Here is a 26,091-nt window from a genome sequence, read left to right as displayed (position 1 = left end):
GGATTTCGCCGCCTCACGCGATCAGGGGGCCAGAAACACGAACACTCCCGGAGCCAGGGCTTCGGGAGTGTCAGTATCGGGTATTGCGGGGGAAGACAACCAACGATACTTGCGATTGGTGGACCGTGAGATACCCCGTCGCGCCGCATGACAGGACAATTATGCCAGCGCTCTTGGGCTTATCCAATTGAAATCCTTGTCATAGGAACCTGCCTCATATATGATCCCTTATCATGGTCAATATATGAGGCACTCTATCATGTCTGAGACCACATTCCTCGCCGACGCCTTCGATCCATCAGGACTGATCGCCGCAGAACGACTGACAAATATGCTGCACATCACAAGAGGTGAACTGGCCATCACTCTGGGCCTGTCTCGTGACGCCGTCTCCAAAAGCGCACGCCTCGGCCGCCCCGCCACTCAAGCTAGGCTGCGCGACATGGTCGAGATCCTCAATCGCGTCCGGCCATGGGCGGGCTCTGCCCAACAGGCTTTCGCATGGTACCGGTCACAACCGCTACCCTCCTTCGGTGATCAGACTGCCGAGGCGCTCGTCCGGGAGGGTCGCGCCGATGCCGTCCGACGCTATCTGGATCGGATTGCAACCGGCGGGTACGCGTGAGGTTTACCGGACGGGTATTCAGGGCTCACAATCCCCGCTGGTCTTTCACGCCATTATCGGGCGATGGTGCGGCGCTTCATGGAGGTCGGTTCAACCCGGTCGGCATACCTGCCCTTTACACATCACTTCGGATGGAGACGGCTTGGCTCGAAGCCCAGCAGGGTTTTCCATTCAAGCCGCAACCTTTGACCATCTGTGCCTATGACGTCGACAGCGAACCTGTCGTCGATCTGACCGATCAATCCAGTCTTAACGATCTGGGATTCTCTGTCGCGACCTTGGCCTGTGCCTGGGAAGACCTTGCTGACCAGGGCAAGGCGCCGCCTTCATGGGAACTGGCAAAGGTACTCATGGCCAATGGTGCAGCTGGCATCATCGTTCCGAGCTTTGCTCCCGGAGCGACAGAAAATGACAGAAACCTGGTCTTCTGGAGTTGGTCAGATAATCCCCTTTCCCGCGTGACTGTCATTGACGACGAGAGGCGCTTGCCGGCAACCGCAGCATCATGGCCATAGACGGATGGAAAAGTAAATTTGCCACACGGCAATCCACCACTGCCTGGGCCAAGCGGCTTTTAAGGCGCAAGTGCCGCCTGCCTTCTTCCATTTGTTAAGAAGACAGGCAGTTGATCAGATTTCAATGATCTCTCTTGAAGAGAAACGCATTATCCGGCTGTGACATGCCGATCCCTTTATAGAAAGGCACAGCATCAGGCGACGAAAGTAACAGACACATAGTTTCTGACCCTGCTGCCTCTCTTGTTTTCTCAATTAGACGCCTCCCAATACCGTTGCCTTGATAGGCTCGGTCAACCGCCAAATCCGAAAGATAGCAGCAGTAGGAATAGTCGGTAATAGCACGCGAAATACCTATAATCCTGTCGATCTTAATGTCCTTAGCGACAACGATCAGATTGGAGTTGTCCAGCATTCTTTGTAAGCGTTCACGATCTTGGATAGGACGGCGCTCCGCCAGACCTGATGAATTCAGAACAGCTTCAAAAACTGACAACTCCAATTTATCAACTTGATAAATTTCAATCATTTTACAATTTCCTGAATCTTAATGTCATACGATCACTCTCACCGATAGCGTCGTAATCCGTTCTTCTGAAGGCAGGAGATGTATCGCTCTTTCGCGTCGGCGGCAGCGTCCAAACCCCGAATGGGTAATTCTTGATATCTTTCGGATTGGCATTAATTTCGGAGCTTGCCTCAAGCGTCAGTCCGGCTTTGGCGGCTTCTCTGACAACCGTGGCGATTGCTACATATCCATCTGACGCATCCGGCTTCTGCGAGCGGGGATCCGCCCGATGATCTTCCACGGCAAAAATGCCTCCCGCTTTCAAAACATCCGCGACCTGCCTCATCACACCAGAAATATATCCGTGCCTGATCCAGTTATGGATTTCACGCGCACTCAATAGAAAATCGACGGAATTAGCAGGTCCAAGGGGAAGCTTCCCCGGATCAAAGTCCACAACGACGACCGATCCAAACCGTGCTTTATCCGAAAATTCATGCGCAAAGGCTGTCATTGCCTGAATGCCTTTGTCGGGAGGGTTTGTCACAGGAATAGCGCCGATATAAGTACCGTTCGTACGCGCCAGGTATGGTGCAAGAATATAAGTCCAGTATCCTCCCACGGGCTGAAGATCGAGCACCGTCATTCCTGCCTTCAGCCCCCAAAACTTCAGCGATTCATAGGGATGCCTCCAGACGTCTCGCCGAACCTGATCTGTCGGACGGTAAGGCGCTGCGAGACAGGATTCCAGAATCGTGTCCCGGCCGGTCGCCACAGCTGTCCCAGCACATGCAAAGGCACCAGCAAAGACGGCACCAGATTTAAGGAACATGCGGCGCTTCAACCACCTCGCTGAGCATTCATCAAAAGTCATGTTTTTCTGTTTCATTTTCATGGTTCCGTTTTTAGTTAAGGCGCACTCGGTTCGACTGTCTTGCGGTCATTATGAGAGAGCGCCAAATAAAATGCAGGCACGACAAACAGTGTCATGATCGTGCCGAAGACGAGGCCCGCGCAAATGACCAGTCCCATCACATATCGGGCTGCGGATCCGGCACCGCTAGCAACCAAAAGCGGGATGACCCCCAGCGTCATCGCTGCCGTGGTCATAAGAATAGGACGCAGCCTAAGCCCGGCTGCATGGATGACAGCATCACGCTTGGCGAGACCGCGATCGCGAGCCTCATTAGCGACTTCAACAATCAGGATTCCATGCTTGCTGATCAGCCCTGCCAAGGTAACCAGGCCTATTTCACTATACAGGTTAATCGTGGCGCCCCCGAGACCCAGCCACAGGCAAAAAACAGCTCCCGCAGTGGACATGGGCACGGAGACAAGGATGATCAGCGGATCGCGAAAGCTGTTGAACATCGCTGCCAAACAAAGAAAAATAACCAGGAGTCCGAAGAGGAAATTCGGAAGAAAGCGGCCCCGCTCCTGCTCGAATGCCCGTAACCGCCCCGACGTATCCGTAAAAAAACCATTTGGGACGAGGTGGGCCGAAACGGACTGTAGGCAGCGATAGGCATCCTGAACTGTGACGCCCTTGCCCGGGACGCCGTTCAACGTGGTCGCGAGCATACCCTGAAAGTGCGGGATTTGTTCCGGCACGACGCGGCGGGTCAAAGTCGCCACTTGCGAAAGAGGAACAGGCGCCGCGCCGATATATGTGACCGGATAATCGAGCACCTGCGCATCGTTCAGGCGAGCATTACGTGTGACAAGTGGCAGAACGCGATATGAGCGTTGCTGGAGACTGAAATAATTGACGTAGGAACCTCCCAGCAGCCAGTTTAACGAGTCTCCGACATCGCTGACTGTCAGGCCAAGCTGAGCGATTTTATCGCGATCAAGATTGATCGTCGTCTCAGGCTGGTCAATTTTCAGGTCAGTCGCCAGATAGGTGAAATGGCAGGCACCTCGCGCAGCCGATACGATCCGGGCACTGACAGCCGCCAATGTACTGACCGTCCCGTTTCCCCGAACGACAAACTGGATGGGCATCCCGCGAACGCCCGGTAGAGACGGCGGCTGATAAGCAACGAGATCCAGAGCGCCTACGGCGTTCAGCTTGGACTGCATAACCGCGATTATGTCGTCAGCTGTCCGGCTTCGGTCAGACCACGGCGTTAAGGTCACGCCATCATCTATACTCCCTGGCGCATCACCAAGAGAGTAATATTCAACCTCCGGAAGAGCTTTGAAAACATCTATGATCTGCCGATCGGAACGGGCAATTGAGTCCGTTGTCGCAGTGGGAGACGTGTCGCCGCTGACTCCGATCGTCCCTGTATCTTCCTGCGGGGCCAGTTCCGTTTTTGCAAAATGAAAGAAGGTGGCATTGGAGGCGAGAACGCAGCAGGCGGTGAGAAGAATGACCGGCATTCTGGCAAGGGTACGAGTCAGACATTTTTCATAAGCCGCCTCTATGCGCGTGAGTTGACGATCACTCCACGCGACAAAACGGCTTTCTGATGCATCATGCTTCGGCAATACATACGCGCACATCATTGGTGAGAGAACCACAGCCAGCAGAGCGGACACTGTCACACTTGCCGCGAGGGTGAAAGCAAACTCAGTAAAAAGCGCCCCCGTCAGGCCACCCTGCAGTCCGATCGGCAGATATGCGGCAGCGAGGACCACTGTCATCGCGACTATCGGCCCAAACAGATCCCCGACCGCCACTTTGGCTGCATCAACCGGGTTCAATCCGTCTGCGAGATGACGGCTGACGTTCTCGACTACAATGATCGCATCGTCGACTACCAGTCCGATCGCCAGCACAAGCGCCAGCAAAGTCAAAAGGTTAAAGGAGAACCCCAACCATGACATAATCGCAATCGTACCGACCAGAGACAATGGGATCGTGACAAGTGGCACCAGAACGGCGCGGAGGGAGCCTAAAAACAAGACAATCGTCAGTGAGACAATCACTATTGCTTCGGTGAGGGCCATGATGACTTCATGTAGCGACGCATGGACAAAATCGGCCGCATCATATGCAATAGCGACAGACAAACCGGGCGGGACGCCGTTCTTTAACTCGTCAATAGCACCAAGTAAGTCATGTTCCGTATTTAACAAATTCGCCGCCGGTGCCAATGTCACCCGAATAAAAGCGCTTTTGCCATAGCTGTCGAGAACGCTGGACGTCGTGTTTTCTGGTCCATAAGTTACACGTGCTACGTCTCCCAGACGCACAATCGCCGATCCGTTTCGACGAAGAACCAAATTGCGGAACTGCTCTTCAGTGTGCAATCCGGTCGTAATCGTCAGGCGGGTATACGTGTCACTGCCCAGCGTTGTGCCCACCCCCGTAACGTAGTCATTGGCGGCAAGAGTGCTTGCGATTTGCTGAGCTGTCAGCCTGTAACCAATCATTTTGTCGGGATCAAGCCAAACCCGCAGGGCCAAGTCCCCTTGCACGACACTGAGGGCCTGCTGCACTCCCTGCACGGCTTGCAAGCGCGGTACCACAATTCGTGATACATAGTCGGAGACCTGCTCAAGCCGCAGCACCTTGCTGGAGACCGCGACATACATTGCCGCTTCCTCATTACTCGACATGGTGATGACCGGCTGCTGGGTACCTTGCGGCAAACGGTTCTGAATTGCCGAGACATAGGCTTGGACCTGCGCGATGGCGACCCTGGGGTCTACATTCAGCCGAAGGTAGATCGTCACGATCCCAACCCCGGTCTGGCTCTTTGACGTGATATAGTCGACACCATTTGTCTGAGCCACCGCGGCCTCGATGGGCGACGTGATAAAACCAGCCACAGTATCGGCATCTGCTCCATAATAGGTAGTCGATATCTGTATTCTCGCGCTCACCGTCTGAGGAAAGCGCTGAATTGGTAAGGATACGGCTCCTTTCAGGCCGCATACGAGTAGAAGCAGGCAGATAACAATCGGAATAACTGGCCGGTCTACCAAAGTGCCGAGGATGCGTTTCATCACCTCACTCCTCGGGCACCGAAGGCGCGGCGTCCTCGCCTGGCTGCCCGACGTCGGAAGTCATGACTACCGCCTTGTCGCGGAGCTTCATCTGGCCAGCGCTTACGATCGCCTCTCCCGCGCGAAGGCCGGACGCGATGACAATCAGATCGCCGCGCGCTTCTCCCGTCACAACCAGACGCTCCCGCACGACGCCTCGTCCGGGCTGATCATACGTGACGACAAACACCGTATTCCCATAGGGATGATAAATGAGTGCTGCCTGAGGAATGACGATGAGAGAACGGGGTCCTTCGTAAGCGAGATCGACACTGGCGAAACCACCGGGCAATAGCCGTTCATCCGCATTCGGCAACGTTGCGCGGACCATCAGGGTACGGCTGGCCGCATCGATAGCAGGCGTTGTGGCGGTCACCCTCCCCTGGAATACGTGCCCTGACGCGGAATCTATCGAGACGGTCACAATCGCGCCGACATGTACAAACTCGGAAAAGCGTTGCGGCACGAAAAAATCGGCGTAAATCGGATCGATGGCCTGCAAAGTCACGACTTCGGTCCCGGCTTTGAGATATTGTCCAGGATCAACGCGCCGAATGCCGAGACGACCGGAGAACGGCGCTTTAAGGGATTTCATGGCAATCAGTGCCTCCTCGGCATCACGCTGAGCGCGATCAGCCGCGAGTGTCAGGCGATCATGATCTACAATGGCCCGACTAACAGCATGGGCCTCGAACTGGGCCGTATCCCGGTTCAGATTGATCAGGTCAAGATCAGCCTGCGCCGTATATTTTGCGAAAAGCCCCGGCTCGTCGTTCAGCTGTAGTTGCGCAAGTATCGCGCCGGCTTCAACACGCTGGCCGGAGTGGAAATTGATCCGTGACACCAGACCATCCGTCTGGAACGACAGAGCCGTTCCCCAATGCGCGCGTAATGTACCCACAAAATGCAATTTTGGGTACCATGACACCGGCCGGGCAACTGTCGTGGTGACCGTGACCGGAACGTTCTGGATTGTCGCCGGGGAAGCCTGCCATGCATGGATAGTATAGAGGCCGCTCGCGGCAAGGGCGACGATGCCGAAGCCGGAAATCAGTACCGACCGGCGCCTCATTGCGGGACACTCCCATCCAGCGGCACAATCCGATCTGGCAAAACCGGATTGTCGTGACGATTCCACCACCCGCCGCCAAGGCTGACAAACAATGCGGCGCTATCCGAAAGCCGGGCCGCCCGAGCTTCAATCAGAGTGATCAGCGTGCGCTGATACGCCGTCTCAGTCGTCAAAACGGTAATGTATGAGATTCCTCCCAGCCTATATTGTTTCTGCGCGAGCGACAAAGCCTGAGAGGCTGCGCGCTCAGCCACCACATCAGCGTCAAAGGCATCTTTATCCCCTGCGATCTGTGTGAGGACATCAGCTACGTTGCGAAACGAGGAGTAGACGACGGCGCGCCAATGTTCGGCACTGGCGGAAAGAGCTGCTTCAGCCTGACGCTGATTGTGCAACAGTCGTCCCCCCTGAAAGATGGGCTGGACGATCTGTGCCGCTAGGGCTGCCATCCCATTTCCGGGCACAGCGAATTCGGCTGCATGTGCTGCAACATCTCCCCATGCACCGGACAGCATAAAGGTCGGAAGGCGCGCCGCTTCGGCCACCCCAACCGCTGCAGTCGCCGCATGCAGATCCGCCGTGGCCTGGCGGATGTCGGGCCGATGTTCCAGTAGAGTAGAGGGCACCCCCAATGGTAATTCGGCAGGCAGAGTAAGCTGGTCGAGATCAATAGCGGGTATCCGAGCATCAGTCGCAAAACTCCCGACGAGATCGGCCAATGCGTGACGAGCGTTGAAAAAACGCGCTCTGAAATTTGGCACGAGAGCATATTGTTCCGCGACCTGAGTCCTCTGTAATGCGACATCGGTCGCTGATGCCGCGCCAACCTGATATTGTGCCTCTACGGTTCGTAGATACTCCTCTTCGAACGTGACCAGTCGTTGCTGTTCCTCCATCTCACGGGAAAGCATCGCGGCATTGATCGCGGTCGAGACAATATTCGCCGTCAAAACGAGATAGGCAGCCTGCAGCTGTGCCGCCACAGCATCCCGTAGCGCGGCCTCGCGTTCTATGCCGCGCCTGATCCCGCCCCAAACATCAATATCGTAGCTGACGGCGACGTGCAGATCATAATAGCCCCACGACGCATTCGTATTTGGAATACCGCTCTCTGCATACGGGAATTTTTCACGTGTCCATCCTGCATGACCGTCAATACTTGGCAAAAGGCCCGCGTATTGTCCAAGGACCTTTTCCTGTGCGGCGCGAAGCGTAGAACGCGCGGCAGCAAGTGTTGGACTGTGCGAAAGGCCCCGGCTCACCAGCGCATTAAGAGCAGAACTGTGGAAGCACTCCCACCATTGACCCGGCAGATCTTCACCGACCGAGAGGATCTGAGCATTCTCGGCATGCGCAGGGCTAATATCCTGTCGCAAGCCGAAGCTGTCCGGAATTGGTCGAGTGGGCGGCTGATAGTCCGGACCTACCGCGCAGCCTGCAAGGCCGAGGCTCATCATCGACATCACGAGTGTCCTGCAAGTCTGTAAGGATGCGCCCATTCGCTCACCAGCCCCGAAGCCCAGGACCGTCGAACCCAGCAGGCCAGAGCGGGTAGTCGGAAGCAGGAACAGGCACTAACGGCGCGGAGGCTGGCATAAGGGAACGACGGATCAGCCATGCCCGCAGTAGGGATGTCCATGACGCCAGTGCGGGAATGCCGCCACACAGACCGCATCCGTGATTAGCATAATCAAAGAGGTGCAGTTCCGCCGACACGCCTGCCTCAGCGAGCGCACGATAGAAGTCGACGCTGTTTTCCACCCTCACGCGCGGATCGCGTGTGGTCGCGAACAGGAAGGTCGGAGGCGTATCGGCTGAAACCGCGAATTGTGTCGTGGAACGGTGAACCAATTCAGGATCCGGGCGGGGACCGAACAGATCCGCAAGGGAGTTCCTGTTGACTCCGGGCCAGTCCATGCTTGTCAGCGCATAGGCAAGGATCAGGAAATCGGGGCGGCAGCTCAGCCTGTCGATATTATCGTGTGGTTCCTGATCGTTTACCTTGCCACAGCCGGTCGCGAGCGATGCCGCCAGATGACCACCAGCGGAAAATCCCCAGGCTCCGAGACGGTGCGGGTCGATGCCAAAATCCAAGGCACGCGCGCGTATCAGCCGCATGGCGCGGCGACCGTCATCAATCGGGACCGGATAACGATATGGCGCAACACGATAATCGAGAACGAAAGCCGCGACACCCTGCGCGTTCAGCCAACGAGCGACCTGAAATCCCTCGCGGCCGAGGGCAACAGCGCTATAGCCACCACCTGGCAAGAGCAGAACCGATGTTTGGCTACTTGGCCGGTCAGGCAAGAAGACATAAAGACGAGGTTTGTCTTCCGGGCCATTGCCGATTGCACCGGGAGGACGCCCCGACCAGAGCGGAATGGGATGTGAAGGACCAAAGCGATCCCCAGTTGCCGAGATCGGATCGGGTATCGGTCCGACCGGGTTTTCCGCTTGGGCCGAACGAGGACCATTGCTGACGATCATCGCTGACAGCAGCAACAGGCAGCGGAGGACGGTTAATAGCGGTGACTTTGCCATTTTTCAGGCCCAGCGCGTCGTATCAATCAGCAGTTTGCCCGTTGTCTGCCGACCTTCCAGCGCACGATGAGCCTCGGCAACCTCATCCAGGCCATATGTAGCAGTGATCCGGGAACGCAAGGTACCCTCTGCCAACCACTGGAATACACGCTCCGCACGCTCCCGGAAGACCGCCTTCGTTGCGATAAAGGTGCCCAACGCCGGACGTGTCAGGAAGACCGATCCCTGCTTCGCCAGCAGCATTGGGTCAATTGGAGGCACCGGACCGCTCGCCTGCCCAAACAGCGCCAATGTGCCGAGCGGCTTCAGCAGCGACAAGCTGCCGCGCCATGTCGCAAGACCCACTGAATCATACGCAACTTCCACACCTCCAGGCACCCGTTCGCGTACGGCTGCAACGAAGTCGGCTTCGGTATAGACTATTGCCGCATCGGCTCCATTTTCAGTCGCGACGGCTGCTTTTTCGGGCGTGGAGACGGTCGCGAGCGCTGTTCCACCTTTTGCCTTGACCAACTGGATGAGGAAGAGACCCACCCCACCGGCGCCGGCATGCACCAGTGCCGTCTCGCCTGCGCAGATACGGTAAGTATTCTCGGTGAGATACTGAGCGGTGATGCCCTGAAGCAGCGACGAAGCCGCAATGTCATCGGTGATCCCATCGGGAACCGCGACCAGTTTTGCGTGCGGGACTACTGCCATTTCGGCATACGCACCTGGATAGCCAGACCATGCGACGCGCGTGCCAGGAGCGAACTCCGACGACACCTCGACAATTCCAACGCCTTCCGATCCGAGCGTGAAGGGGAGTGCGACCTTGGTAAAGCCAGTTCGCTGGTAGACATCGGTATAATTCACACCCGCCCGAACAACTCGGATCAGAGCCTGATCGGGTCCAGGTTGAGGCAATGTTACGTCCTCAAACCGCAAGACTTCCCCATCACCGTATTCTTGGATCCGTATCGCCTTCATGTTCATGTCCTGCTGCAAAGCTGAATATGAATATGGTCATAGCGCTTGATGTATGATAAGAATAACGAGTTATTCCGAACTTCCAATTAAGGAAATACGAACGATGGTGCGGGTCAATCTTGACATGGACGTGCTGCGTACTTTCGTCACCGCGCAGGATCTCGGGGGATTCAACCGTGCAGCTACCCATCTTGGACGGTCGCAATCCGCCATTAGCCAGCAGATGCGCAAACTGGAAGATCAGGCTGGCCAGCCGATCTTCATCCGGGAAGGACGCGGCACCATCCTGACCGAACAGGGTGAGCGCCTTCTATCCTACGCACGACGGCTCCTCGACCTGAACGACGAGACCCTGGAAGCCGTGAATGGATTTTCCGTGTCTGGCAGCGTCCGTTTTGGCCTCCCGGGAGACTTCTCGGAATCCTGGCTGCCTGCCCTGCTAGGCTTGTTCAAGCGCGCGCACCCGGGCGTGCTGATCGAAGTCTTCGTCGAACGTAACGGATTGCTGTTCGAGCAGTTGGATCAGGGATCACTGGATTTCGTACTGGCCTTCGGCGGCGGAGGTCGACCAGACGCTCTATCGCTCGGAACCCTTCCGACAGTCTGGATCGGCCCGTCACCTGACGTAAAGGCCTCGTCTGATCCAGACACCCCCATTGATCTCGCACTCTATGGAAACCCTTGCCGCTTTCGAAGAACAGGACTGGAACTGCTCGACAAGGTAGGAACGCCGTGGCGCCTTACCTTCACCAGCCGAAGCCTGCAGGGACTGTGGGCCGCGACAGGCGCTGGGTTGGGTCTGACGTTCCGTACTCCGCTTGGATTGCCGCAGAATCTCTGCGTACTGCCGGAGCGACCGGAGTTGCCACGTGGGCCGGGGATCGAAGTGTGCCTGCATGATGGTTGCCGGGCCATGTCTCCCGCACGCCGGGAATTCCGCGACGCCGTAGTCGAAACGACACAAGAACATCTGCGTCCAATGACGCTTTGATCAAGGAAAAATCCAGATCCTACAGGTTCATTACTTTTGAAAGAGCCCGGTGGAATCTCGTCATCTCGTGTACACTTCCGACCGTAATGCGTACCCGTGTCGGCCATATCGGCCAGCTACGCCCGACCAGTATATCTTCCTGCGCCATCGCAGCAGCAAACGCTGCAGCGGGACGCCGCACGTCCAACAGGAAACAATTGGAACTTGAAGGAATATAGGCCACATCATGCTCGCGCAGAAATGCGAATGTCTCTTCCCGCGCATGAGTATTGGCTTTTTTTCTGGAAGGGACAAGATCGCTGGTCCGCAAGCTTTCCATTCCTGCCGCAACTGCGTTCATAGGCAGAAATAACGGACTGTCTGGAAATCCGTAAGGCAGAAGCTTCTCAACAATATCTGGGCGCCCGATCGTAAAACCGAGCCGCATGCCGGCCATGCCGTATATCTTCGAGAAGGTACGCAACACGATGATGTCGTGCCCCTGTTCGACCAATGACATACAGGACTCCGCGTCAGAGAAATCGATGTAGGCTTCATCAATCAGCACAACAGCGTCACGCGGTTTATGCGCCAGAAGCCACACGATATCCTCGTGTGGAGTAAGAGTGCCGGTCGGATTGTTGGGATTGCATATAAAATAGAGACCGGCGTGCGGATCGGCGGCCAGCATAGACCGAACATCGTGCGCATACTGGTGGTTAAGAGGTACCTTGAAGACAGGCGCCCTCGTCAGTGCTGCGGATTGAAAGATAAGTTCCCAGGAAGGATCGGCTACAACCAGTCCTCGCGTTGGCCCAGTAAACGCCGCGACGGTTCGGAAGGCAGGATCGCTTGAGCCGCACCATGCCTTGATGAAATGCTGGGCGATACCGAAGCGTTTCGACGCGACCTGACCAAGCAACGATAACTCATCCCCGTGCGGCCAGTAGTGCTGAAGGTGTGGCGTAATCGCGTCTGACGCTCGAACGGCTTGACTACATGGCCCAAGGGGACTGGTATTCTGACTAAGCACCACAGTATTTTGTGTCCGCAACTGGGGCACATCCGACTCTTTCGCCCAAACGGAAGTCGCCAGAGAGTCAACAAACAAAGATGTTGCCGCTGTAGCCACTCGTCCCAGAGAGCGACGCGTGAACAGATACGAATGCGGTGCCATTCACTTCTTCCACCAATTTCTCAAGAAAATGACACAAATCAATTATTTCCTAAAATCATTAATTCTGAACAGTTATTATCGGATTTTTCGAACAGATTTTATGAATGTCATCATGTAAATTTTGAAATTGGTTTTTTCAGCCACGACAATCTCTGACTTTTAGAATACCGCTGATCTGCACTTTCGATGCGCTCGGTTCCAACGGCTTTTATTGCAAAGATGGAGAAGCACGTGAGTGTGATCTCAAGATGTCGACGCAGCACAAAGCAAAGACTTCCATGGACCGTCTACATACGCTGAACCTGCGGGACTTGGAGAGCCTGCTTGTTCTGGATGCGACACGCAGCTTGGGACAAGCAGCGTTGGAACTTCATATATCCGTTCCAACGCTTAGTAGACGCGTAACAAGGATCGAAGATCTACTGGGTATTACGCTATTCGAACGCAGCCACAGCGGCACAATTACCACCGGTTCGGGGCGCCATGTACTGCGTTTGGTCCGCCGAATCATGACAGAAGCGCAGCATCTGCTGATGCTCACAAATCGCGTAACAGATCTCGTCGAAGGTGAGATCCGCGTAGGATTAGCCACCTCTCCGCTTCATCCTGGCGTCGAAATGTGGCTCCGATTTTGGCATGGTACCTATCCACACACACGGATCAGCCTTCATACCGCCTCTGATGAAGATGTTATCTTCACGCTACGAAGCGGGCGTATTGATGCCGCCATCCTTCCACAATGCGCTCTCAGCAATGGTTTGGCCTCCTTGCGGCTCTACAACGATACCATCGTCGCAGTAATGCCCGACGAACATCCACTTGCGAGGAACGATACACTGCATCTTACAGACCTTGCCGAGGAGCGCCTGCTAGTGCCCATGAGGATGCACAAAGGACAATCTGCACATTTTCTCCCCAGCTTGATCACGCGCCACCCGAATGTGATACCCCACACAGACGGAGCCTTAACGCTTCTGTCACTGGTACGCTCTGGTTCAGGGATTGGTCTCTCTAATACTGCCAGTCGAGATCTTCATCCCCCAGGGCTCACATTCCGGTCTTTTGCCGCATCGGATGCCGATTTCGAAGTACATCTTGCCTGGCGCCAGGAGGCAGATGATGCTTTGCTCGGCCGGTTCATCGCCTTCATGCGCGGGCAGGCTCGAGAACATGACTGGTCGCGCTCCCATTACGCAAACGGCGGAAAGCTCGGTCCGTGGCCATAAAGCGCGTGAGCATCGGTGCGATAAGCTTTGCGGGCATGATCTCGGCCTGACCGCTTTCACGCGCCAGCAACCGCCCGTATTCAACCAGATCGCGATGTACGGCGGCTGGCAGCTCAATAGTCAGCCGCACCGGTTTGTCATTCTCAATCGGCCCAAGCCTAAGCTTCGTCATTTCGATGCCTCCTTACCGTATGGAGAGAGAACCAGGTCACGATGCACCATGACCCGCACCGGAAAGCCCGGCCGGATTGTGTTGGTCGGCTGGATATTCAGCGACCGTCCCACGATCTGCTCACCGATTTGGTTGAAGCCCTGCGAACCGCCGGTGCGCAGCGCCTGGGCGATGCCGTTACTGCCGCTGATGTTGGCTACGGAACCGACGCTGAGCACGGTCGAGACCAACGCGGCCTTGAACACCTCGCCCCAATGATTGTCGGTCTGGTCCTGCAATCCGGCGAAGCCCGCCGCATCGGCAGCCGGCTCGTTCTCCAGCACGATCGAGTCCCCGGCCCCGCGCATCAGCCGGGTCCAGACCATCAGCACCCGCTTCTGGCCATAAGCGATCTGGGAGTCATATCGACCGATTAGCTTTGCTCCTTGCGGGATGAGCAGGATATGTCCAGTCGGAGAATCATAGACATTCTCCGTGACCTGCGCGGTGACTTCGCCCGGCAGGTCGGAGCGGATGCCGGTAATCAGCGCACCGGAAATGATCGATCCCGCCTGAAGCACATAAGGGCTGGGAGCGGACGTCAGACGCGCGTTACTGACGGTTCGCAGGTCAACCGGCCCGTCGAGAAACGCCTGCTTGCGATCAGTGGCAACGCTACTGGGCGAGGGTGCAACCGTGCCCGCCGTCGTCGGCGCTGCGACATCCCGCCCCATCTGCGTCTGGGTGAACAGGTGGCTGACCCGCGCCGCTTCCTGTTCCTGGGCGATACGCTGCTTCTCGGGATCGGCGGGCGCCGCCGGTGTCGCCATGCCGGGGACGCCAACGCCTGCCTTGAGCAACGGCCGACCAAGGTCACCAGGGAGCGGAGCCCCGAGCCGCGGCGGATGGGTATAGTCGCCCGGCAGATTGGCCAGCCCGTCCGGCGTGGTGCGGCTGCCAGTATTATAGAGTTCGGCATTGCTCTTTGGAGGCGTCGGCTTCAACGCCAGATAGAGCGCACCGCCGATGCCGGCTACGGCGACGACCGACAGGCCGAGGATCACCTTGCGCGACAGGCGCGTGACCGGCGGCCGCGTCGACCGTAGCCGCATCTCGGCCGGCGGTCTGACAGAAGGCGCTGGCGTCTCAGCACTGCTGCTCCCGGCGCTCTCGCTCATGAGCGCCGCGTCCCGTCGGTACGGACAATCCGCACGACCTGCTGGTGCTTCGCCCCCAGCCGCAACTCGGCGGCGGCAAACAGGCGATCGACGATCATCCGGTTGCCGCGCACCCGGTAGTTCACCAACTGACCGTCACCCTGCGGGCCAATCACCCAGAGCGGCGGCATCTCGCCTTGGGCGATCCCGGTCGGAAACTCGATAAACACCTGCCGCCCGTCATCGAAGGCCCGCAACGGCCGCCACGGCGCCTCGTCGCCCTCGATCCGATAGCGGAAATTCAGCGCGTCGAGATCGACGCCGGTTGCAACCGGATTGCCAAGGTCGGCATCGCGATCCTGGCCGCGCAGGGCAACGAGTTGGTCCTGCGGATAGTCCCAGGACACCGACGCCATATAGGTCCGCTCATCGGAGCGTAGTTCCAGATGATAGGTGCGCCGGTCGGTATTGATGACCAGATTACTGGTGAGGTCCGGCCGGGTCGGTTTGAGCAGGATATGAATCCGTTTCGACGCTCCTACCCCGCTCTCGGTGTCGTCAATGATCCAGCGTACGGTGTCGCCGGCGGCGACCGGGCCGGCACCGACCAGCTTCTCGCCGGGTTGCAGCGCGATATCGGTGATCTCGCCGGGTGCGGCGTAGAGTTGATAGAGCGCACCCTCGGAGAACGGATAGACTTGGATCGCGTTGAGATAGCCGGCCCGCGTCGGCTGGATCCGCGCCGCGCTGTTGGCACGCTCGACCCGCTGATGGGGATCCATCGGTTCCGGCGCCGCATGCCGATACGAGATCGGCTTGAGCTGCCCCGGCAGCGGCAGGGGCTCGGGGAGTGCCACCACCTGCACCGGCTTGGGCGGTTCCGGGGTGAGGACCGCTTGCCGGGGCGTGTCGTCGTACCGGATGGCAGGCGGCTTCCATGAGGAGCAGGCCGCCAGCGGCGCCAGCAGGATCATGAGCGGCGCGATTGTGTTGAGGGTGCGCATCAGCCGAGTTCCCTGGACCAGTTGAGGGCGTGGATGTAGATGCCGAGCGGGTTCTTGCGTAGCCGCTCGGCATCGGTCGGGGTGGTGACAACGATGGTGAGGATCGCGCTCCAACGCTCGGTGGTGGCCAGCGCGCCGTCGACATAACGGCGCTCGATCCATTCCACCCGGAAACTGTCGTCGGAGGCGCGGATCACGCTGGCGATCTCGACCGCAACCTGCATCCTGCCGATCCGGCTGAACGGATCGTTGGTGCGAGCGTAATCGTTCAGGGCCAGCGCCCCGCGATCGGTGACGTAATTATACGCGTCGAGCCAGTTCTGCCGCAGCACCACCGGATCGGCCGGGATACCGCGCACCTCGGAGATGAAACGCGCCAGATACCAGGCGATCTGCGGATCGGTCGGCCGATAGGCGGCGGTTGCTGGCCCCACGGCCTGCGCCTGACCAAGATGGTCGATCTGCACCACCCACGGCGTGATGGTGCCCCGCGCCGACTGCCAGACCAGCCCGGCCGCCAGACCGCCGCTCAATGCCAGGCAGCCGAAGAAGGCCAGCCGCCAATTACGCGCCTGTACGCGGGCCGAACCGATGCGGTCGTCCCAGACCTGTGCGGCCTTGTGATACGGCGTCTCGGGTTCTGGTGTTTTGCCGAACCGTATGGTGGAGCGGCGGAACATGGCTATTCTCCTTCCGAGAGATCGACGTCGTGGCCGCCGCTGGGCCGATCGCCGCCCTTGATCACCTGCGCGGCGGCGTCAGCCCCGCCCCTGATCCGGTTGTTGCGCTGCATCCGGCTGGCCCAGGCTGGCGGCTTGCCGGACGCCCCTGCTCCACCGCCAGCGCCAGAAGCGGTGGCACCACCCGCCCCGCCGGTCGCGGCAGCCCCGCCGGCCTGATAGCTGGTGCGGACACTGGCCGCCGCCCTGCGCAACGGACTGGCGGCGGCAGACAATCCAGTCTTGGCGACACCGGCCGCGCCGTCGGCCCGATAGGCGGCGGTGGCCCCGCCCGCGACAAAAGCGCCGCCACGCACGGTCGCAGCCGCAGCCCCCACAGCCAGTCCGGCCCCGGATGCGGCGACCACACCAGCACCGATGACCCCGGCCGCCGTAGCGACCGCGGATCCCGCACCCAACTGCGGACCACCGGCGATCAGGCCGTTGGCCAATGCCGGGCCGAACACGGTCAGACCGAGCAGCGTCAGGGAAGCCAAAATCAGGGTCAGCGCATCATTGATGGTCGGCGGATTGTTGAAACCGCTGGTGAACTGACCGAAGACCATCGAACCGATACCGACGATGACGGCCAGCATCAGAACCTTGATCCCGGACGACACGACGTTGCCCAGCACCTTCTCCGCGAGGAAGGCGGTGCGACCGAACAGACCGAAGGGCACCAGTACGAACCCAGCGAGCGTGGTCAGCTTGAACTCGATCAGCGCCACGAAAAGCTGGATCGCCATCACGAAGAAGCTGATGACCACGATCAGCCAGGCGATCAGCAGCACCGCGATCTGGATCGCATTGTTGAAGATGGCGACGAAGCCGACCAGCGAGGAGATCGAAGTCAGGATCGGCTTGCCGGCGTCGATGCCGACCTGCGCCAGCCGACCGGGCTGGAGAAGCTGCGCCTGGGTGAGATGTCCACCGCCCGCCTCAATCCCGAGCCCGGCAAAGGATTCATAGATGATCCGTGCCAGCCCGTTGAAATTGCCGATGATGAACGCAAACAGTCCGATGAACAGGGTCTTGCGGATCAGCCGCGCCAGCACGTCCTCGTCAGGCGCCAGCGCCCAGAACAGCCCGGCCAGGGTGATGTCGATCGCAATAAGCACACCGGCGAGCCAGTGAACGTCGCCCTGCACCAGACCGAAGCCGGAATCGATATACTGGGTGAAGATGGCAAGGAAATTGTCGATGACGCCGGTGCCCTGCTGCATGGTATCACCGTGCGGTTTCGGGTGCGAAGAAGCGCTTACGGTTCTCGGCCCAGATCGCTTCGCAGGTCGGATCGCGGTCAGCCTTCATGCCGAGAGCCTGGCAGCGCACCAGACCGGCGGCCAACCGGTCACGCGATCCCGGCGGCCCGAGATCGGGCACACCGACGTTATGGGAGACGTGCCGAAGGTGGAGGCTGGCGGCGATCAGGATCAGCACGACCAACCCGACGGCCACGAGCCGGAAGATGATCGGCGGGGAAAGACGTGGCCAGCGCATCAGTGGAACATCTGCGCGGAGCCAGGCGTGTAGCCGGCGCCGTAATCGAGGAAGTTCGCGAGCTGGGCGCGGCCCTGTTCCTCGCCCTCGACCTGACGCGCGCCGTCCAACGCCTGGGCGCGGCCCATCGCCGTGATGACAGCGGTGAGGTCGGCAAGCTGGCGCGTCTGCAGCGCAGTGAGCTGATTGCCCGATTGCGCCGCCTGCAAGGCGCCGGTTGCGGACTGGCTGGACGTGACCAGACTGTCGATCTGGCTGCGCGTGGCATCAAGATTCTGCACCGCCCCGGTCTGCACGCGCAGCCCGTCCTGATAGGCGCCCCGCGCATTCTGCCATCGCGTCTGCGCATCGGCGGTCATCTGTGCCACTGAACTCGGGCTCGCCAGCGCTTTCGGGTAGGTCTGGAGGAAGGCCCGATCGATGCTGGTCAGGTTATAGGAAAGCCCTTGGGCCTGACCGACGATCTGTTGCGTCTGGGCGATCGACTGTTCCAGCGGCGCCAGCACCGAAAGCGGCAGATTGGCGAGATTGCGGGCCTGGTTCTCCAGCATGGTCGCCTCATTGAGCAGGCTCTGCGCCTGCTGGTTGACCTGCTGTAATTCCCGGGCGGCGGTGAGAACATTCTGCACATGATTGGCCGCGTCATAGACTGCCCATTGCGCATGAGCCGGTGCGCTCGCGACGACCGGCAGAACGAGACCGACCCCGAATACGAAAGCTGATTTCACTGTCAGTATGTTTTTCACAGCACCGCTCCCGGCTTGAGCATCTCCACCGCCCACTCGACACCCTTGTGCGCCAGCCAGGCAGCCGCAAACCCATCGCGCCCATGCCCGGCGAAAATCCGGTCGATAGCGGCCTGATCGTCGGGCGAAGATGCGGCGGTGAAAGCCAGCGCCACTTCGGACAGGCCAAGGTCGAACAGACGGTTGCCGCGCCGGGACTGGCAGTAATAGTCGCGCTTGGGCGTCGCCCGGCTGAGGATCTCGATCTGGCGGTCGTTCAGACCGAAACGGCGATAGATCGTGGTGATCTGCGGCTCCAGCGCCCGGTCGTTGGGCAGGAAGATCCGCGTCGGGCAGCTTTCGATCAGCGCGGGGGCAATCGGGCTGGCGTCGATATCGGCCAGAGACTGGGTGACGAAGATGACGGAGGCGTTCTTCTTGCGCAGCGTCTTCAGCCATTCCCGGAGTTGCCCGGCAAAGGCGCGATCATCCAGCGCCAGCCAGCCCTCATCGATGATCAGCAGCGTCGGGCTGCCGTCGAACCGGTCCTCGATGCGATGGAACAGATAGGACAGCACGGCGGACGCGGCACCCGAGCCGATCAGCCCCTCGATCTCGAAGGCCTGGATATCGGCGACACCGAGACGCTCGTGCTCGGCGTCAAGCAGACTGCCCCACGGGCCGCCGACACAATAAGGCTGGAGAGCCTGCTTCAAGGCCAGCGACTGGAGCAGCGCCGAAAGACCGGTGATGGTGCGCTCCGCGACCGGGGCCGAGGCCAGCGAGGTCAACGCCGACCACAGATGCTCCTTGAGGTCGGGCGTAACGGTGACGCCCTCGCGCTCCAGCAGGGTCGCCACCCATTCCGCCACCCAAGCCCGTTCGCCCGGCTCGTCGACCCGCGCCAGCGGCTGCAACGCGACGGGATCGTTCCCGTCCTGCGCCAGCGCGCCGCCGAGGTCGTGCCAGTCGCCCCCCATCGCAAGCGTTGCCGCGCGGATCGAGCCACCGAAATCGAAGGCAAATATCTGCGCCCCGGCATAGCGACGAAACTGCATCGTCATGAAGGCCAGCAGCACGGACTTGCCGGCGCCGGTCGGCCCGGCGATCAGCGTGTGGCCGACATCGCCGACGTGGAGAGCGAAGCGGAACGGGGTCGCCCCCTCGGTGCGGGCATAGAACAGCGGCGGAGCATCGAAATGCCCGTCCCGCTCCGGCCCTGCCCAGACGGCGGAAAGCGGGATCATGTGCGCGAGGTTCAGGGTCGAGACGCAGGGCTGGCGGACATTGGCGTAGACATGGCCCGGCAGACTGCCGAACCAGGCTTCGAGCGCATTGACGCTCTCGCGCATACAGGTGAAGTCGCGGCCCTGGATGGTCTTCTCCACCAGCCGCAGCCGGTCGGCGGCGACTGTCGGATCCTCGTCCCACACCGTGACGGTGGCGGTGACGTAGGCCTGCCCGACCTGGTCGGTGCCGAGTTCCTGCAACGCTGCATCGGCATCGGCGGCCTTATTGGCGGCGTCGGAATCCAGCAGTACCGACGCCTCGTTGGTCATCACCTCCTTGAGGATAGCCATGATCGATTTGCGCTTGGCGAACCATTGCCGACGGATCCGGCCCAGCGCTTTTGTTGCATCGGTGCGATCAAGGCAGATCGCGCGCGTGGACCAGCGATAGGGAAAGGCCAGCCGGTTCAGCTCGTCTAGCAGCCCCGGCCAGGTCTGGGTCGGAAAGCCGGTCACGGTGAGCGTACGCAGATGCGCATCGCCCAGTCGGGGTTCCAGTCCGCCAGTCAGTTCCTCATCGACCAGGACGGCATCGAGATGCATCGGGATTTCCGGCACCCGAACCCGCTGCATCCGCGTGGAGACGCAGGAATGCAGATAGGTCAGGGTCTCGCCGTCATCGAGCCAGTCAGCCTCGGGCATGAAGCCGTCGAGCAACGCCAGCACCCGGTCGGTCTGGTCGATGAAGCCTGCAACCACCGCCCGCCAGTCCGAACCACCACGGGCGCGGTTCTCGTAGAGCCAGGCTTCCGCGCGGGCGGCATCGTCCGCCGGCGGCAGCCAGACCAGGGTGAGAAAATAGCGGCTCTCATAATGCGCGCCCTCTTCCTCGAACTGTGCCCGGCGTTCGGCGTCGACCAGTTCGGAGGCGGGATCGGGAAACGGGCTGGAAGGATAGCCACGCGCCGGACGGCGCTGCGCTTCGACGAAAATGGCCCAGCCGGAGCCGAGCCGGCGCAGGGCGTTGTTCAGGCGGGACGTGATGGCGACCAGTTCGGACGCGGTCGATGAGTCCAGATCGGGACCACGGAACCGGGCGGTGCGCTGGAAGGCACCATCCTTGTTCAGCACCACGCCTTTGGCGACCAGCGCCGCCCAGGGCAGGAAATCGGCGAGGCGGTCGCGGCGATGGCGGTATTCAGCGAGGTTCATCATGGCGCCCTCACCCGACCAGATGAGTGGGATAGCGCAGGTGACGGCGCACCACGTCGACGAAGGCGGGATCGCGCTTCGCGGCCCAGACGGCGGCGAGATGGCCGACCAGCCAGAAAATCCCGCCGGCGATCCACAGTCGCAGCCCGAGCCCGATGGCGGCCGCCAGCGTGCCATTGACGATCGCCACCGTGCGCGGCGCTCCGCCGAGCAGGATCGGCTCGATCAGGGCGCGATGCATCGGCGCGGTGAAGCCGGGAATGGCGTCCGGCTCCATCAGGTCAACGCCCCGCCCGAGAAGGAGAAGAAAGACAGGAAGAAGCTGGATGCGGCGAAGGCGATCGACAGCCCAAAGACGATCTGGATCAGACGGCGGAAGCCACCAGAGGTTTCGCCGAAAGCCAGGGTCAGGCCGGTCACGGTGATGATGATCACCGAGATGATCTTGGCCACCGGCCCCTGCACACTTTCCAGGATCTGGTTAAGCGGCTCCTCCCACGGCATGCTTGAGCCCGCCGCGTAGGCCGGGGCCGACAGCAGGGCGAGCGAGAGGGTTACGCCGGCCACGGCAAAGCGACGGCGCAGGAAAATCATGCTTGTCATGTCGGATCTCCGGCAGGTGCGAGGATGTAGTCCCCGTCCGGGGTCAGTCCGCGGACGGTGGCGAGTTCGGCCAGCCGGCGCGCACTGCCGCGCCCGGACAGCACCGCGAGCACGTCGATGGTCTCGGCGATCAGGGCGCGCGGCACGGTGACGACGGCTTCCTGGATCAGTTGCTCCAGCCGCCGCAGCGCGCCGATCGCCGAGCCCGCATGCAGAGTACCGACGCCGCCGGGATGCCCGGTGCCCCAGGCCTTGAGCAGATCGAGCGCCTCGGCGCCGCGCACCTCGCCGATCGGAATCCGGTCGGGGCGCAGGCGCAGCGAGGAGCGCACCAGATCGGAGAGCGAGGCAGCGCCGTCTTTGGTGCGCAGGGCGACCAGATTAGGGGCCGCGCATTGCAATTCGCGCGTGTCTTCGATCAGCACCACCCGGTCGCCGGTCTGCGCGATCTCGGCCAGCAGGGCGTTGACCAGCGTGGTCTTGCCGGTGGACGTGCCGCCGGCGACCAGGATGTTCTTTCGCTCGACGACGACATGGCGCAGAAACGTCGCCTGCGCGGCGGTCATGATCCCGGCGGCCACATAATCGTCGAGCAAGAACACCGCGACCGCCGGACGCCGGATCGCAAAGCAGGGTGCGGCCACCACCGGGGGCACCAACCCTTCGAACCGCTCCCCGCTTCCCGGCAGTTCGGCGGAAACGCGCGGGCTACCGGGATGGACCTCGACCCCGACATGATGGGCGACCAGACGGACGATCCGCTCGGCATCAGTGGGCGCGATGTAGGTGCCGGTGTCCTCCATGCCTCCGGCAAGCCGGTCGACCCACAATCGACCATCAGGATTGAGCATCACCTCGACGATCGACGGATCATCGAGATGCCCGGCGATGGCCGACCCCAGGGCGGTGCGCAGCATGCGCGTGCCTCGGGCAACGGCTTCAGAGCGGAAGGGAGCGACGGTCATCGAAACCCCGTGATTGACCTCGCGAGGGAGGCAATGGATCAACGGGGTCGATTAGAAAGAGGCATGGACATGGAAGCGCAACAAGTCTCTGGGGCCGTAGGGGGCTGGGATAGAAGAACTTGCATAGGAGTAGAGTGCGTTTGGGCGGTGACGGGGCGACAGGGCGCTGCTACCGTTTCCGGAATCGACCACGACATGGACCTGCGCCCGCATGAGCAAAGCCTTCATTGCCGCCGTTCTTCAGGACTCGCTGGACTGCACGGGCGTTGCCGCCGCCAAGGCGGCCGATGACCTGGTGGGGGCCATTGTCGCCGAACTGAAGCAGGGGGGCGGGTTCACGCTACCGTCCTTCGGGACGTTTACCGTCCACAAGACCAAGGCCCGGAAGGCGCTCTGACCCAGACTACTGGCCATCAACCGCAGGATTCGATAAGAGTTTAAATAAATAATTATTTTACGAATGTTTATTTCCCAGGGAACAGCATGAAACGCGCAGCCATATTTGATGGGATTACAAATTATCTTTCTTATCTCACAACAAACGTCAAAACTCGCAGCAGCCTCAATTTATTAGATTTCAACGTTCATTCAGAAATGTTCTTTCGAGATTTTCTCAATATCATTTTTGATTATGATCTAATCAACATCAACATAATCAAGAAAAATGCGAGAGCAATCGATCTTGGTGACACAATCAATAAGATCGCAATTCAAGTTACTTCTACAAACGAGATAGCAAAGATCAAGCACACCCATAAGGGCTTCGTCGCCGATAATCTCCAGACGGTGTATGACCGGCTCATCATTTTAATCATCGGCGAAAAGAAGGATTATAGGGAGAGCTCCATCGGTAATGGGACCGCCTTTGAACTTTCCGTCGATGACGATGTTTGGGGTCTCGCCGAACTGCTTACCCAAATCGGAAACCTTGGCGTACCCAAGCTTGAAGTGTGCCTAAAATTTCTCGAAGAGAATCTCGCCGTGTTCAAACCACGCGAAGCCAATGAAGTGCTCACGCTGGTACGACTAATCGAAGTGTTAAGCCAAACCGACGAAGAGACGCCGATCACCGGCATGAGGGATGACCCAGATCCTAATGGAAAAATTAACGATCGGTTTGCGGATCACGCGGCCTTCCTTCGCAAACAATATATCGACTTGCACGAATTGTACGGCGTGGCGCTCTCCGAGGTAAACAAGCAATCGGAACTTAGCCACGTCCGAGTCCGCAAGCTCCAGATATATCTTTCAAATTGGAGCGACCGTCTTCTCACTCAGCATCGCGGAGACCCTCGCGCGGCGATGGACGTGCTGGTCGCGGAGATGATTCAGAAAATGGGCAAAAGCGACCAAGGTTATGACGAAAGCGCGATCCGCTATTACGTCATCGACCAGCTCATCGCTTGCAACGTGTTTCCAAACAAGATCGTGCAGTATGCCTAGCCTATTTCTCAAAGACGAAGCGATTTCCAAAGCCCCACCTATCGTCGGATTCGAGATCCTACGATACGTGCAGGCTACAGAAAGGAAGACGATTAGCATCTTCGACGTCGTCAATCATTTCAAGGAGGAAGCCTGGTTTTCAGCAAATTCCTTCTTCTACGGATTAACATTCTTGTATGCTCTGGGCCTAATGGATTTTGAAGAGCCCTATTTGGTGGTGCTAGATGCGCATTAAACGCTTGTATACTGAACCACATACCATTGATCCCATCGAATTCCATGAAGGGGTCAATATTATTGTAGGCGAGCGGGACGAAACCAGCGTCAAGAACAATGGTGTTGGAAAATCCATGTGCATCGAGTTTCTCAACTTTGCACTATTAAAGAAGAAATCTGAAAGTCGCGTGTCGAAGATTCCACCGCAAAGCCTCAAGCCAGATACGTTTATCTGTGTCGATTTTAAACTCCACGGAATAGACTACACAATCAAACGCTCTGTCGTGGATGCCGAGCATCCGCGTGTGATCTCTGATGGCAAGGCTATTGATTTTTCTAAGCTAGATGATGCAACACGCTTTCTTACGGAGCGGATGTTTCCGACGACCCACTTAGTGGGCGTAGGATTTCGCGAAATGCTGGGTCCACTCATCCGAGACGAGCGATCGGAATTCAAGTCCATCGTCGCATGTTACGATACGAAGGTCAGAGTACCAGACAATTACGCCCCGCATCTCATGCTCCTTGGTATCGATCTGATGATCTATCGTAAGATCAGGGAAATTCTGAAAGAACTCGATGCGATTGGAGTTGAGGAGAAACGCATCCGTGAAAATGTGCAACTTATCCGAGAGAAGGGCATTGACGATGCCCGATCAGACCTCAATGAGCTCAATGAGGAAGTTGAGCGCATCCGGCGAGGTATTGATGCGCTCGAAAATGCGCCAGCCTATGACGTCATAAAAGACGAGCTTATTGAGATCGAAGATCAGACCGACGAGCTCCGTTTCAGGAAGGCGGCGTTGCTCAAACGGCTTGCTGGGTTAAACCCCATAGCCACTGAGGCCACCATCGACGCGGATGAGATACGCAGCTTCTACAATCAACTACGCGACGGTCTAGGCGATAGAATTTCTAGAGATCTGAACGAGGTTTTAGATTTCAAAGCGAAAATCGAGCTCTTCCAAAAGCATCTGCTCACTGAGAAATCACAGGTCATCGAAGAGGAGTTAAGGGTATTAAGTCGACAGCTTGCCGATCTTGATCGACGTCAAGCTAAACTCATAAAAATTCTCGATCAGGACGGCGATCTAAGAAATTTAAAAAAAACCTACGCCGCCTTCCAGACCAAGAGTGATGAACTTGGCCAACTCAAAGGTCTACTTGATCGGTATGATCGGCTCGCCGTGGACAAGCAAGAGAAACGACTTGAGAAAGAAACCGAGCGACTCAAATTGCAAGGCAGCATTACCGGCGCTTCCGAGCGACTGAAATCATTTGAGCAAACGATCCTTTGGATACATCAATTCATCCAAGGCAATCGGAAAGCCTCTTTTGAGGTGCGGACTACTTCCGCGAAAAATGTTGTCGACATTATAATGCGAATAGATGACGACGGTAGCCACAGCGTCGAACGTGAGAAGGTGTTCATATATGACATCGCTTTACTCCTAAACGACTTCAGTAAAGCACGTGACGTGCCCCCCGGAAATGTAACCATTTAAAAGTAGAGTCCGATCGAGAAGGATACGGACGGATGAAGCGCAGTCGTTTTACGGAAGAGC

At 58.6% G+C, this 26,091-nt stretch carries 25 protein-coding genes and 1 pseudogene; 7 read left to right on the top strand and 19 right to left on the bottom strand.

Annotation, left to right across the window (positions count from 1 at the left end):
• Nucleotides 1–259: 259 nt before the first annotated feature.
• Together PWM43_RS14460 and PWM43_RS14455 are read left to right on the top strand one after the other, a co-directional pair.
• The gene (locus tag PWM43_RS14460; protein WP_289843200.1) at nt 260–625 is read left to right on the top strand and encodes an antitoxin Xre/MbcA/ParS toxin-binding domain-containing protein; all 366 of its coding nucleotides are present in this window, start codon (nt 260–262) and stop codon (nt 623–625) included.
• Nucleotides 622–1,140 carry an RES family NAD+ phosphorylase gene (locus tag PWM43_RS14455; protein ID WP_289843199.1) on the top strand — a complete coding sequence of 173 codons (519 nt, stop codon included), beginning with the start codon at nt 622–624 and terminating at the stop codon, nt 1,138–1,140. Before PWM43_RS14460 ends, PWM43_RS14455 begins: the two co-directional genes overlap by 4 nt.
• 121 nt (nt 1,141–1,261) lie before the next feature.
• On the opposite strand, the gene PWM43_RS14450 is transcribed toward PWM43_RS14455, so the two are convergent.
• From PWM43_RS14450 to PWM43_RS14420, 7 genes are read right to left on the bottom strand one after another with little or no spacing between them, the layout of a single operon-like run.
• The gene (locus tag PWM43_RS14450) at nt 1,262–1,669 is read right to left on the bottom strand and encodes a GNAT family N-acetyltransferase (RefSeq protein WP_289843198.1); all 408 of its coding nucleotides are present in this window, start codon (nt 1,667–1,669) and stop codon (nt 1,262–1,264) included.
• 1 nt (nt 1,670) lies between these two features.
• The gene (locus PWM43_RS14445) at nt 1,671–2,537 is read right to left on the bottom strand and encodes a class I SAM-dependent methyltransferase (protein ID WP_289843197.1); all 867 of its coding nucleotides are present in this window, start codon (nt 2,535–2,537) and stop codon (nt 1,671–1,673) included.
• Nucleotides 2,538–2,557: 20 nt separating this feature from the next.
• The gene (locus tag PWM43_RS14440) at nt 2,558–5,605 is read right to left on the bottom strand and encodes an efflux RND transporter permease subunit (protein ID WP_289843196.1); all 3,048 of its coding nucleotides are present in this window, start codon (nt 5,603–5,605) and stop codon (nt 2,558–2,560) included.
• Nucleotides 5,606–5,609: 4 nt separating this feature from the next.
• Nucleotides 5,610–6,716, bottom strand: a complete 1,107-nt coding sequence (locus PWM43_RS14435) for an efflux RND transporter periplasmic adaptor subunit (RefSeq protein WP_289843195.1) — start codon at nt 6,714–6,716, stop codon at nt 5,610–5,612.
• On the bottom strand, nt 6,713–8,179 hold the full coding sequence (locus PWM43_RS14430; protein WP_289843194.1) for an efflux transporter outer membrane subunit: 1,467 nt from the start codon (nt 8,177–8,179) through the stop codon (nt 6,713–6,715). Before PWM43_RS14430 ends, PWM43_RS14435 begins: the two co-directional genes overlap by 4 nt.
• Nucleotides 8,180–8,219: 40 nt before the next feature.
• Nucleotides 8,220–9,206: an alpha/beta hydrolase gene (locus PWM43_RS14425; protein WP_317134995.1), complete on the bottom strand. Its 987-nt coding sequence runs from the start codon at nt 9,204–9,206 to the stop codon at nt 8,220–8,222.
• A 57-nt stretch (nt 9,207–9,263) separates the two neighbouring features.
• Nucleotides 9,264–10,229, bottom strand: a complete 966-nt coding sequence (locus PWM43_RS14420; protein WP_289843192.1) for a quinone oxidoreductase family protein — start codon at nt 10,227–10,229, stop codon at nt 9,264–9,266.
• A 103-nt stretch (nt 10,230–10,332) separates the two neighbouring features.
• Here PWM43_RS14420 and PWM43_RS14415 point away from each other — a divergent pair, with 103 nt between their 5' ends.
• Nucleotides 10,333–11,220, top strand: a complete 888-nt coding sequence (locus PWM43_RS14415; RefSeq protein ID WP_289843191.1) for a LysR substrate-binding domain-containing protein — start codon at nt 10,333–10,335, stop codon at nt 11,218–11,220.
• 19 nt (nt 11,221–11,239) lie between these two features.
• Here PWM43_RS14415 and PWM43_RS14410 read toward each other — a convergent pair whose 3' ends face one another.
• Entirely contained in the window at nt 11,240–12,376 is a 1,137-nt protein-coding gene (locus PWM43_RS14410; protein WP_289843190.1) for a pyridoxal phosphate-dependent aminotransferase, read from the bottom strand.
• Nucleotides 12,377–12,624: 248 nt separating this feature from the next.
• Between PWM43_RS14410 and PWM43_RS14405 the strand changes: the two genes are divergently transcribed.
• The gene (locus PWM43_RS14405) at nt 12,625–13,602 is read left to right on the top strand and encodes a LysR family transcriptional regulator (RefSeq protein WP_289843189.1); all 978 of its coding nucleotides are present in this window, start codon (nt 12,625–12,627) and stop codon (nt 13,600–13,602) included.
• On the opposite strand, the gene PWM43_RS14400 is transcribed toward PWM43_RS14405, so the two are convergent.
• The 11 genes from PWM43_RS14400 to trbB are packed head-to-tail and all read right to left on the bottom strand — an operon-like array spanning nt 13,523 to nt 22,867.
• A complete protein-coding gene (locus tag PWM43_RS14400; protein WP_289843188.1) occupies nt 13,523–13,774 on the bottom strand; it encodes a DUF2274 domain-containing protein in 252 nt (83 codons plus the stop codon). The genes PWM43_RS14405 and PWM43_RS14400 overlap by 80 nt on opposite strands.
• Nucleotides 13,771–14,931, bottom strand: a complete 1,161-nt coding sequence (locus PWM43_RS14395; protein ID WP_289843187.1) for a TrbI/VirB10 family protein — start codon at nt 14,929–14,931, stop codon at nt 13,771–13,773. The genes PWM43_RS14400 and PWM43_RS14395 overlap by 4 nt, the downstream gene beginning before the upstream one ends.
• A complete protein-coding gene (gene trbG / locus PWM43_RS14390) occupies nt 14,928–15,914 on the bottom strand; it encodes a P-type conjugative transfer protein TrbG (RefSeq protein WP_289843186.1) in 987 nt (328 codons plus the stop codon). Before trbG ends, PWM43_RS14395 begins: the two co-directional genes overlap by 4 nt.
• Nucleotides 15,914–16,594, bottom strand: coding sequence for a conjugal transfer protein TrbF (trbF, locus tag PWM43_RS14385; protein ID WP_289843185.1), 681 nt, complete (start codon nt 16,592–16,594; stop codon nt 15,914–15,916). The genes trbG and trbF overlap by 1 nt, the downstream gene beginning before the upstream one ends.
• A 2-nt stretch (nt 16,595–16,596) precedes the next feature.
• A complete protein-coding gene (gene trbL, locus PWM43_RS14380) occupies nt 16,597–17,856 on the bottom strand; it encodes a P-type conjugative transfer protein TrbL (protein ID WP_289843184.1) in 1,260 nt (419 codons plus the stop codon).
• Between the two features lie 4 nt (nt 17,857–17,860).
• Complete coding sequence (gene trbK-alt, locus PWM43_RS14375) at nt 17,861–18,133, bottom strand: putative entry exclusion protein TrbK-alt (RefSeq protein ID WP_289843183.1); 273 nt, start codon at nt 18,131–18,133, stop codon at nt 17,861–17,863.
• Entirely contained in the window at nt 18,133–18,879 is a 747-nt protein-coding gene (gene trbJ, locus PWM43_RS14370) for a P-type conjugative transfer protein TrbJ (protein ID WP_289843182.1), read from the bottom strand. The genes trbK-alt and trbJ overlap by 1 nt, the downstream gene beginning before the upstream one ends.
• Nucleotides 18,876–21,302, bottom strand: a complete 2,427-nt coding sequence (gene trbE / locus PWM43_RS14365; RefSeq protein ID WP_289843181.1) for a conjugal transfer protein TrbE — start codon at nt 21,300–21,302, stop codon at nt 18,876–18,878. Before trbE ends, trbJ begins: the two co-directional genes overlap by 4 nt.
• Before the next feature lie 7 nt (nt 21,303–21,309).
• On the bottom strand, nt 21,310–21,576 hold the full coding sequence (locus PWM43_RS14360; protein ID WP_289843180.1) for a VirB3 family type IV secretion system protein: 267 nt from the start codon (nt 21,574–21,576) through the stop codon (nt 21,310–21,312).
• The gene (locus PWM43_RS14355) at nt 21,576–21,902 is read right to left on the bottom strand and encodes a TrbC/VirB2 family protein (RefSeq protein WP_289843179.1); all 327 of its coding nucleotides are present in this window, start codon (nt 21,900–21,902) and stop codon (nt 21,576–21,578) included. Before PWM43_RS14355 ends, PWM43_RS14360 begins: the two co-directional genes overlap by 1 nt.
• The gene (gene trbB, locus PWM43_RS14350) at nt 21,899–22,867 is read right to left on the bottom strand and encodes a P-type conjugative transfer ATPase TrbB (RefSeq protein ID WP_289843178.1); all 969 of its coding nucleotides are present in this window, start codon (nt 22,865–22,867) and stop codon (nt 21,899–21,901) included. Before trbB ends, PWM43_RS14355 begins: the two co-directional genes overlap by 4 nt.
• Nucleotides 22,868–23,078: 211 nt before the next feature.
• Here trbB and PWM43_RS14345 point away from each other — a divergent pair.
• From PWM43_RS14345 to PWM43_RS14335, 3 genes and pseudogenes are all read left to right on the top strand, one after another.
• A pseudogene (locus PWM43_RS14345) lies at nt 23,079–23,261 on the top strand (HU family DNA-binding protein); the annotation flags it as partial.
• Between the two features lie 89 nt (nt 23,262–23,350).
• Nucleotides 23,351–24,310 carry an SMEK domain-containing protein gene (locus PWM43_RS14340; protein WP_289843177.1) on the top strand — a complete coding sequence of 320 codons (960 nt, stop codon included), beginning with the start codon at nt 23,351–23,353 and terminating at the stop codon, nt 24,308–24,310.
• 224 nt (nt 24,311–24,534) lie between these two features.
• Complete coding sequence (locus PWM43_RS14335) at nt 24,535–26,031, top strand: hypothetical protein (RefSeq protein ID WP_289843176.1); 1,497 nt, start codon at nt 24,535–24,537, stop codon at nt 26,029–26,031.
• Nucleotides 26,032–26,091: the final 60 nt, after the last annotated feature.

The organism is Brytella acorum, assembly GCF_029309905.1.
In the GTDB taxonomy this organism is placed as follows: Bacteria; Pseudomonadota; Alphaproteobacteria; order Acetobacterales; family Acetobacteraceae; genus Brytella; species Brytella acorum.
The sequence above is the reverse complement of the archived record's forward strand: the minus strand, read 5'-3'. Positions and strand labels throughout refer to the sequence as shown.

Bases quoted from the DNA above. Each gene is read 5' to 3' on its own strand.
- PWM43_RS14460 (WP_289843200.1), top strand. From the start codon at position 260: ATGTCTGAGACCACATTCCTCGCCGACGCCTTCGATCCATCAGGACTG.
- trbE (WP_289843181.1), bottom strand. From the start codon at position 21,302: ATGATGAACCTCGCTGAATACCGCCATCGCCGCGACCGCCTCGCCGAT.
- PWM43_RS14430 (WP_289843194.1), bottom strand. From the start codon at position 8,179: ATGTCGATGATGAGCCTCGGCCTTGCAGGCTGCGCGGTAGGTCCGGAC.
- PWM43_RS14445 (WP_289843197.1), bottom strand. From the start codon at position 2,537: ATGAAACAGAAAAACATGACTTTTGATGAATGCTCAGCGAGGTGGTTG.
- PWM43_RS14400 (WP_289843188.1), bottom strand. From the start codon at position 13,774: ATGACGAAGCTTAGGCTTGGGCCGATTGAGAATGACAAACCGGTGCGG.
- PWM43_RS14335 (WP_289843176.1), top strand. From the start codon at position 24,535: ATGCGCATTAAACGCTTGTATACTGAACCACATACCATTGATCCCATC.
- PWM43_RS14355 (WP_289843179.1), bottom strand. From the start codon at position 21,902: ATGACAAGCATGATTTTCCTGCGCCGTCGCTTTGCCGTGGCCGGCGTA.
- PWM43_RS14360 (WP_289843180.1), bottom strand. From the start codon at position 21,576: ATGGAGCCGGACGCCATTCCCGGCTTCACCGCGCCGATGCATCGCGCC.
- trbF (WP_289843185.1), bottom strand. From the start codon at position 16,594: ATGTTCCGCCGCTCCACCATACGGTTCGGCAAAACACCAGAACCCGAG.
- PWM43_RS14440 (WP_289843196.1), bottom strand. From the start codon at position 5,605: ATGAAACGCATCCTCGGCACTTTGGTAGACCGGCCAGTTATTCCGATT.
- PWM43_RS14450 (WP_289843198.1), bottom strand. From the start codon at position 1,669: ATGATTGAAATTTATCAAGTTGATAAATTGGAGTTGTCAGTTTTTGAA.
- trbB (WP_289843178.1), bottom strand. From the start codon at position 22,867: ATGACCGTCGCTCCCTTCCGCTCTGAAGCCGTTGCCCGAGGCACGCGC.
- trbL (WP_289843184.1), bottom strand. From the start codon at position 17,856: ATGCAGCAGGGCACCGGCGTCATCGACAATTTCCTTGCCATCTTCACC.
- PWM43_RS14435 (WP_289843195.1), bottom strand. From the start codon at position 6,716: ATGAGGCGCCGGTCGGTACTGATTTCCGGCTTCGGCATCGTCGCCCTT.
- PWM43_RS14425 (WP_317134995.1), bottom strand. From the start codon at position 9,206: ATGATCGTCAGCAATGGTCCTCGTTCGGCCCAAGCGGAAAACCCGGTC.
- PWM43_RS14395 (WP_289843187.1), bottom strand. From the start codon at position 14,931: ATGAGCGAGAGCGCCGGGAGCAGCAGTGCTGAGACGCCAGCGCCTTCT.
- trbK-alt (WP_289843183.1), bottom strand. From the start codon at position 18,133: ATGCGCTGGCCACGTCTTTCCCCGCCGATCATCTTCCGGCTCGTGGCC.
- PWM43_RS14420 (WP_289843192.1), bottom strand. From the start codon at position 10,229: ATGAAGGCGATACGGATCCAAGAATACGGTGATGGGGAAGTCTTGCGG.
- PWM43_RS14405 (WP_289843189.1), top strand. From the start codon at position 12,625: ATGTCGACGCAGCACAAAGCAAAGACTTCCATGGACCGTCTACATACG.
- trbG (WP_289843186.1), bottom strand. From the start codon at position 15,914: ATGCGCACCCTCAACACAATCGCGCCGCTCATGATCCTGCTGGCGCCG.
- PWM43_RS14415 (WP_289843191.1), top strand. From the start codon at position 10,333: ATGGTGCGGGTCAATCTTGACATGGACGTGCTGCGTACTTTCGTCACC.
- PWM43_RS14340 (WP_289843177.1), top strand. From the start codon at position 23,351: ATGAAACGCGCAGCCATATTTGATGGGATTACAAATTATCTTTCTTAT.
- PWM43_RS14410 (WP_289843190.1), bottom strand. From the start codon at position 12,376: ATGGCACCGCATTCGTATCTGTTCACGCGTCGCTCTCTGGGACGAGTG.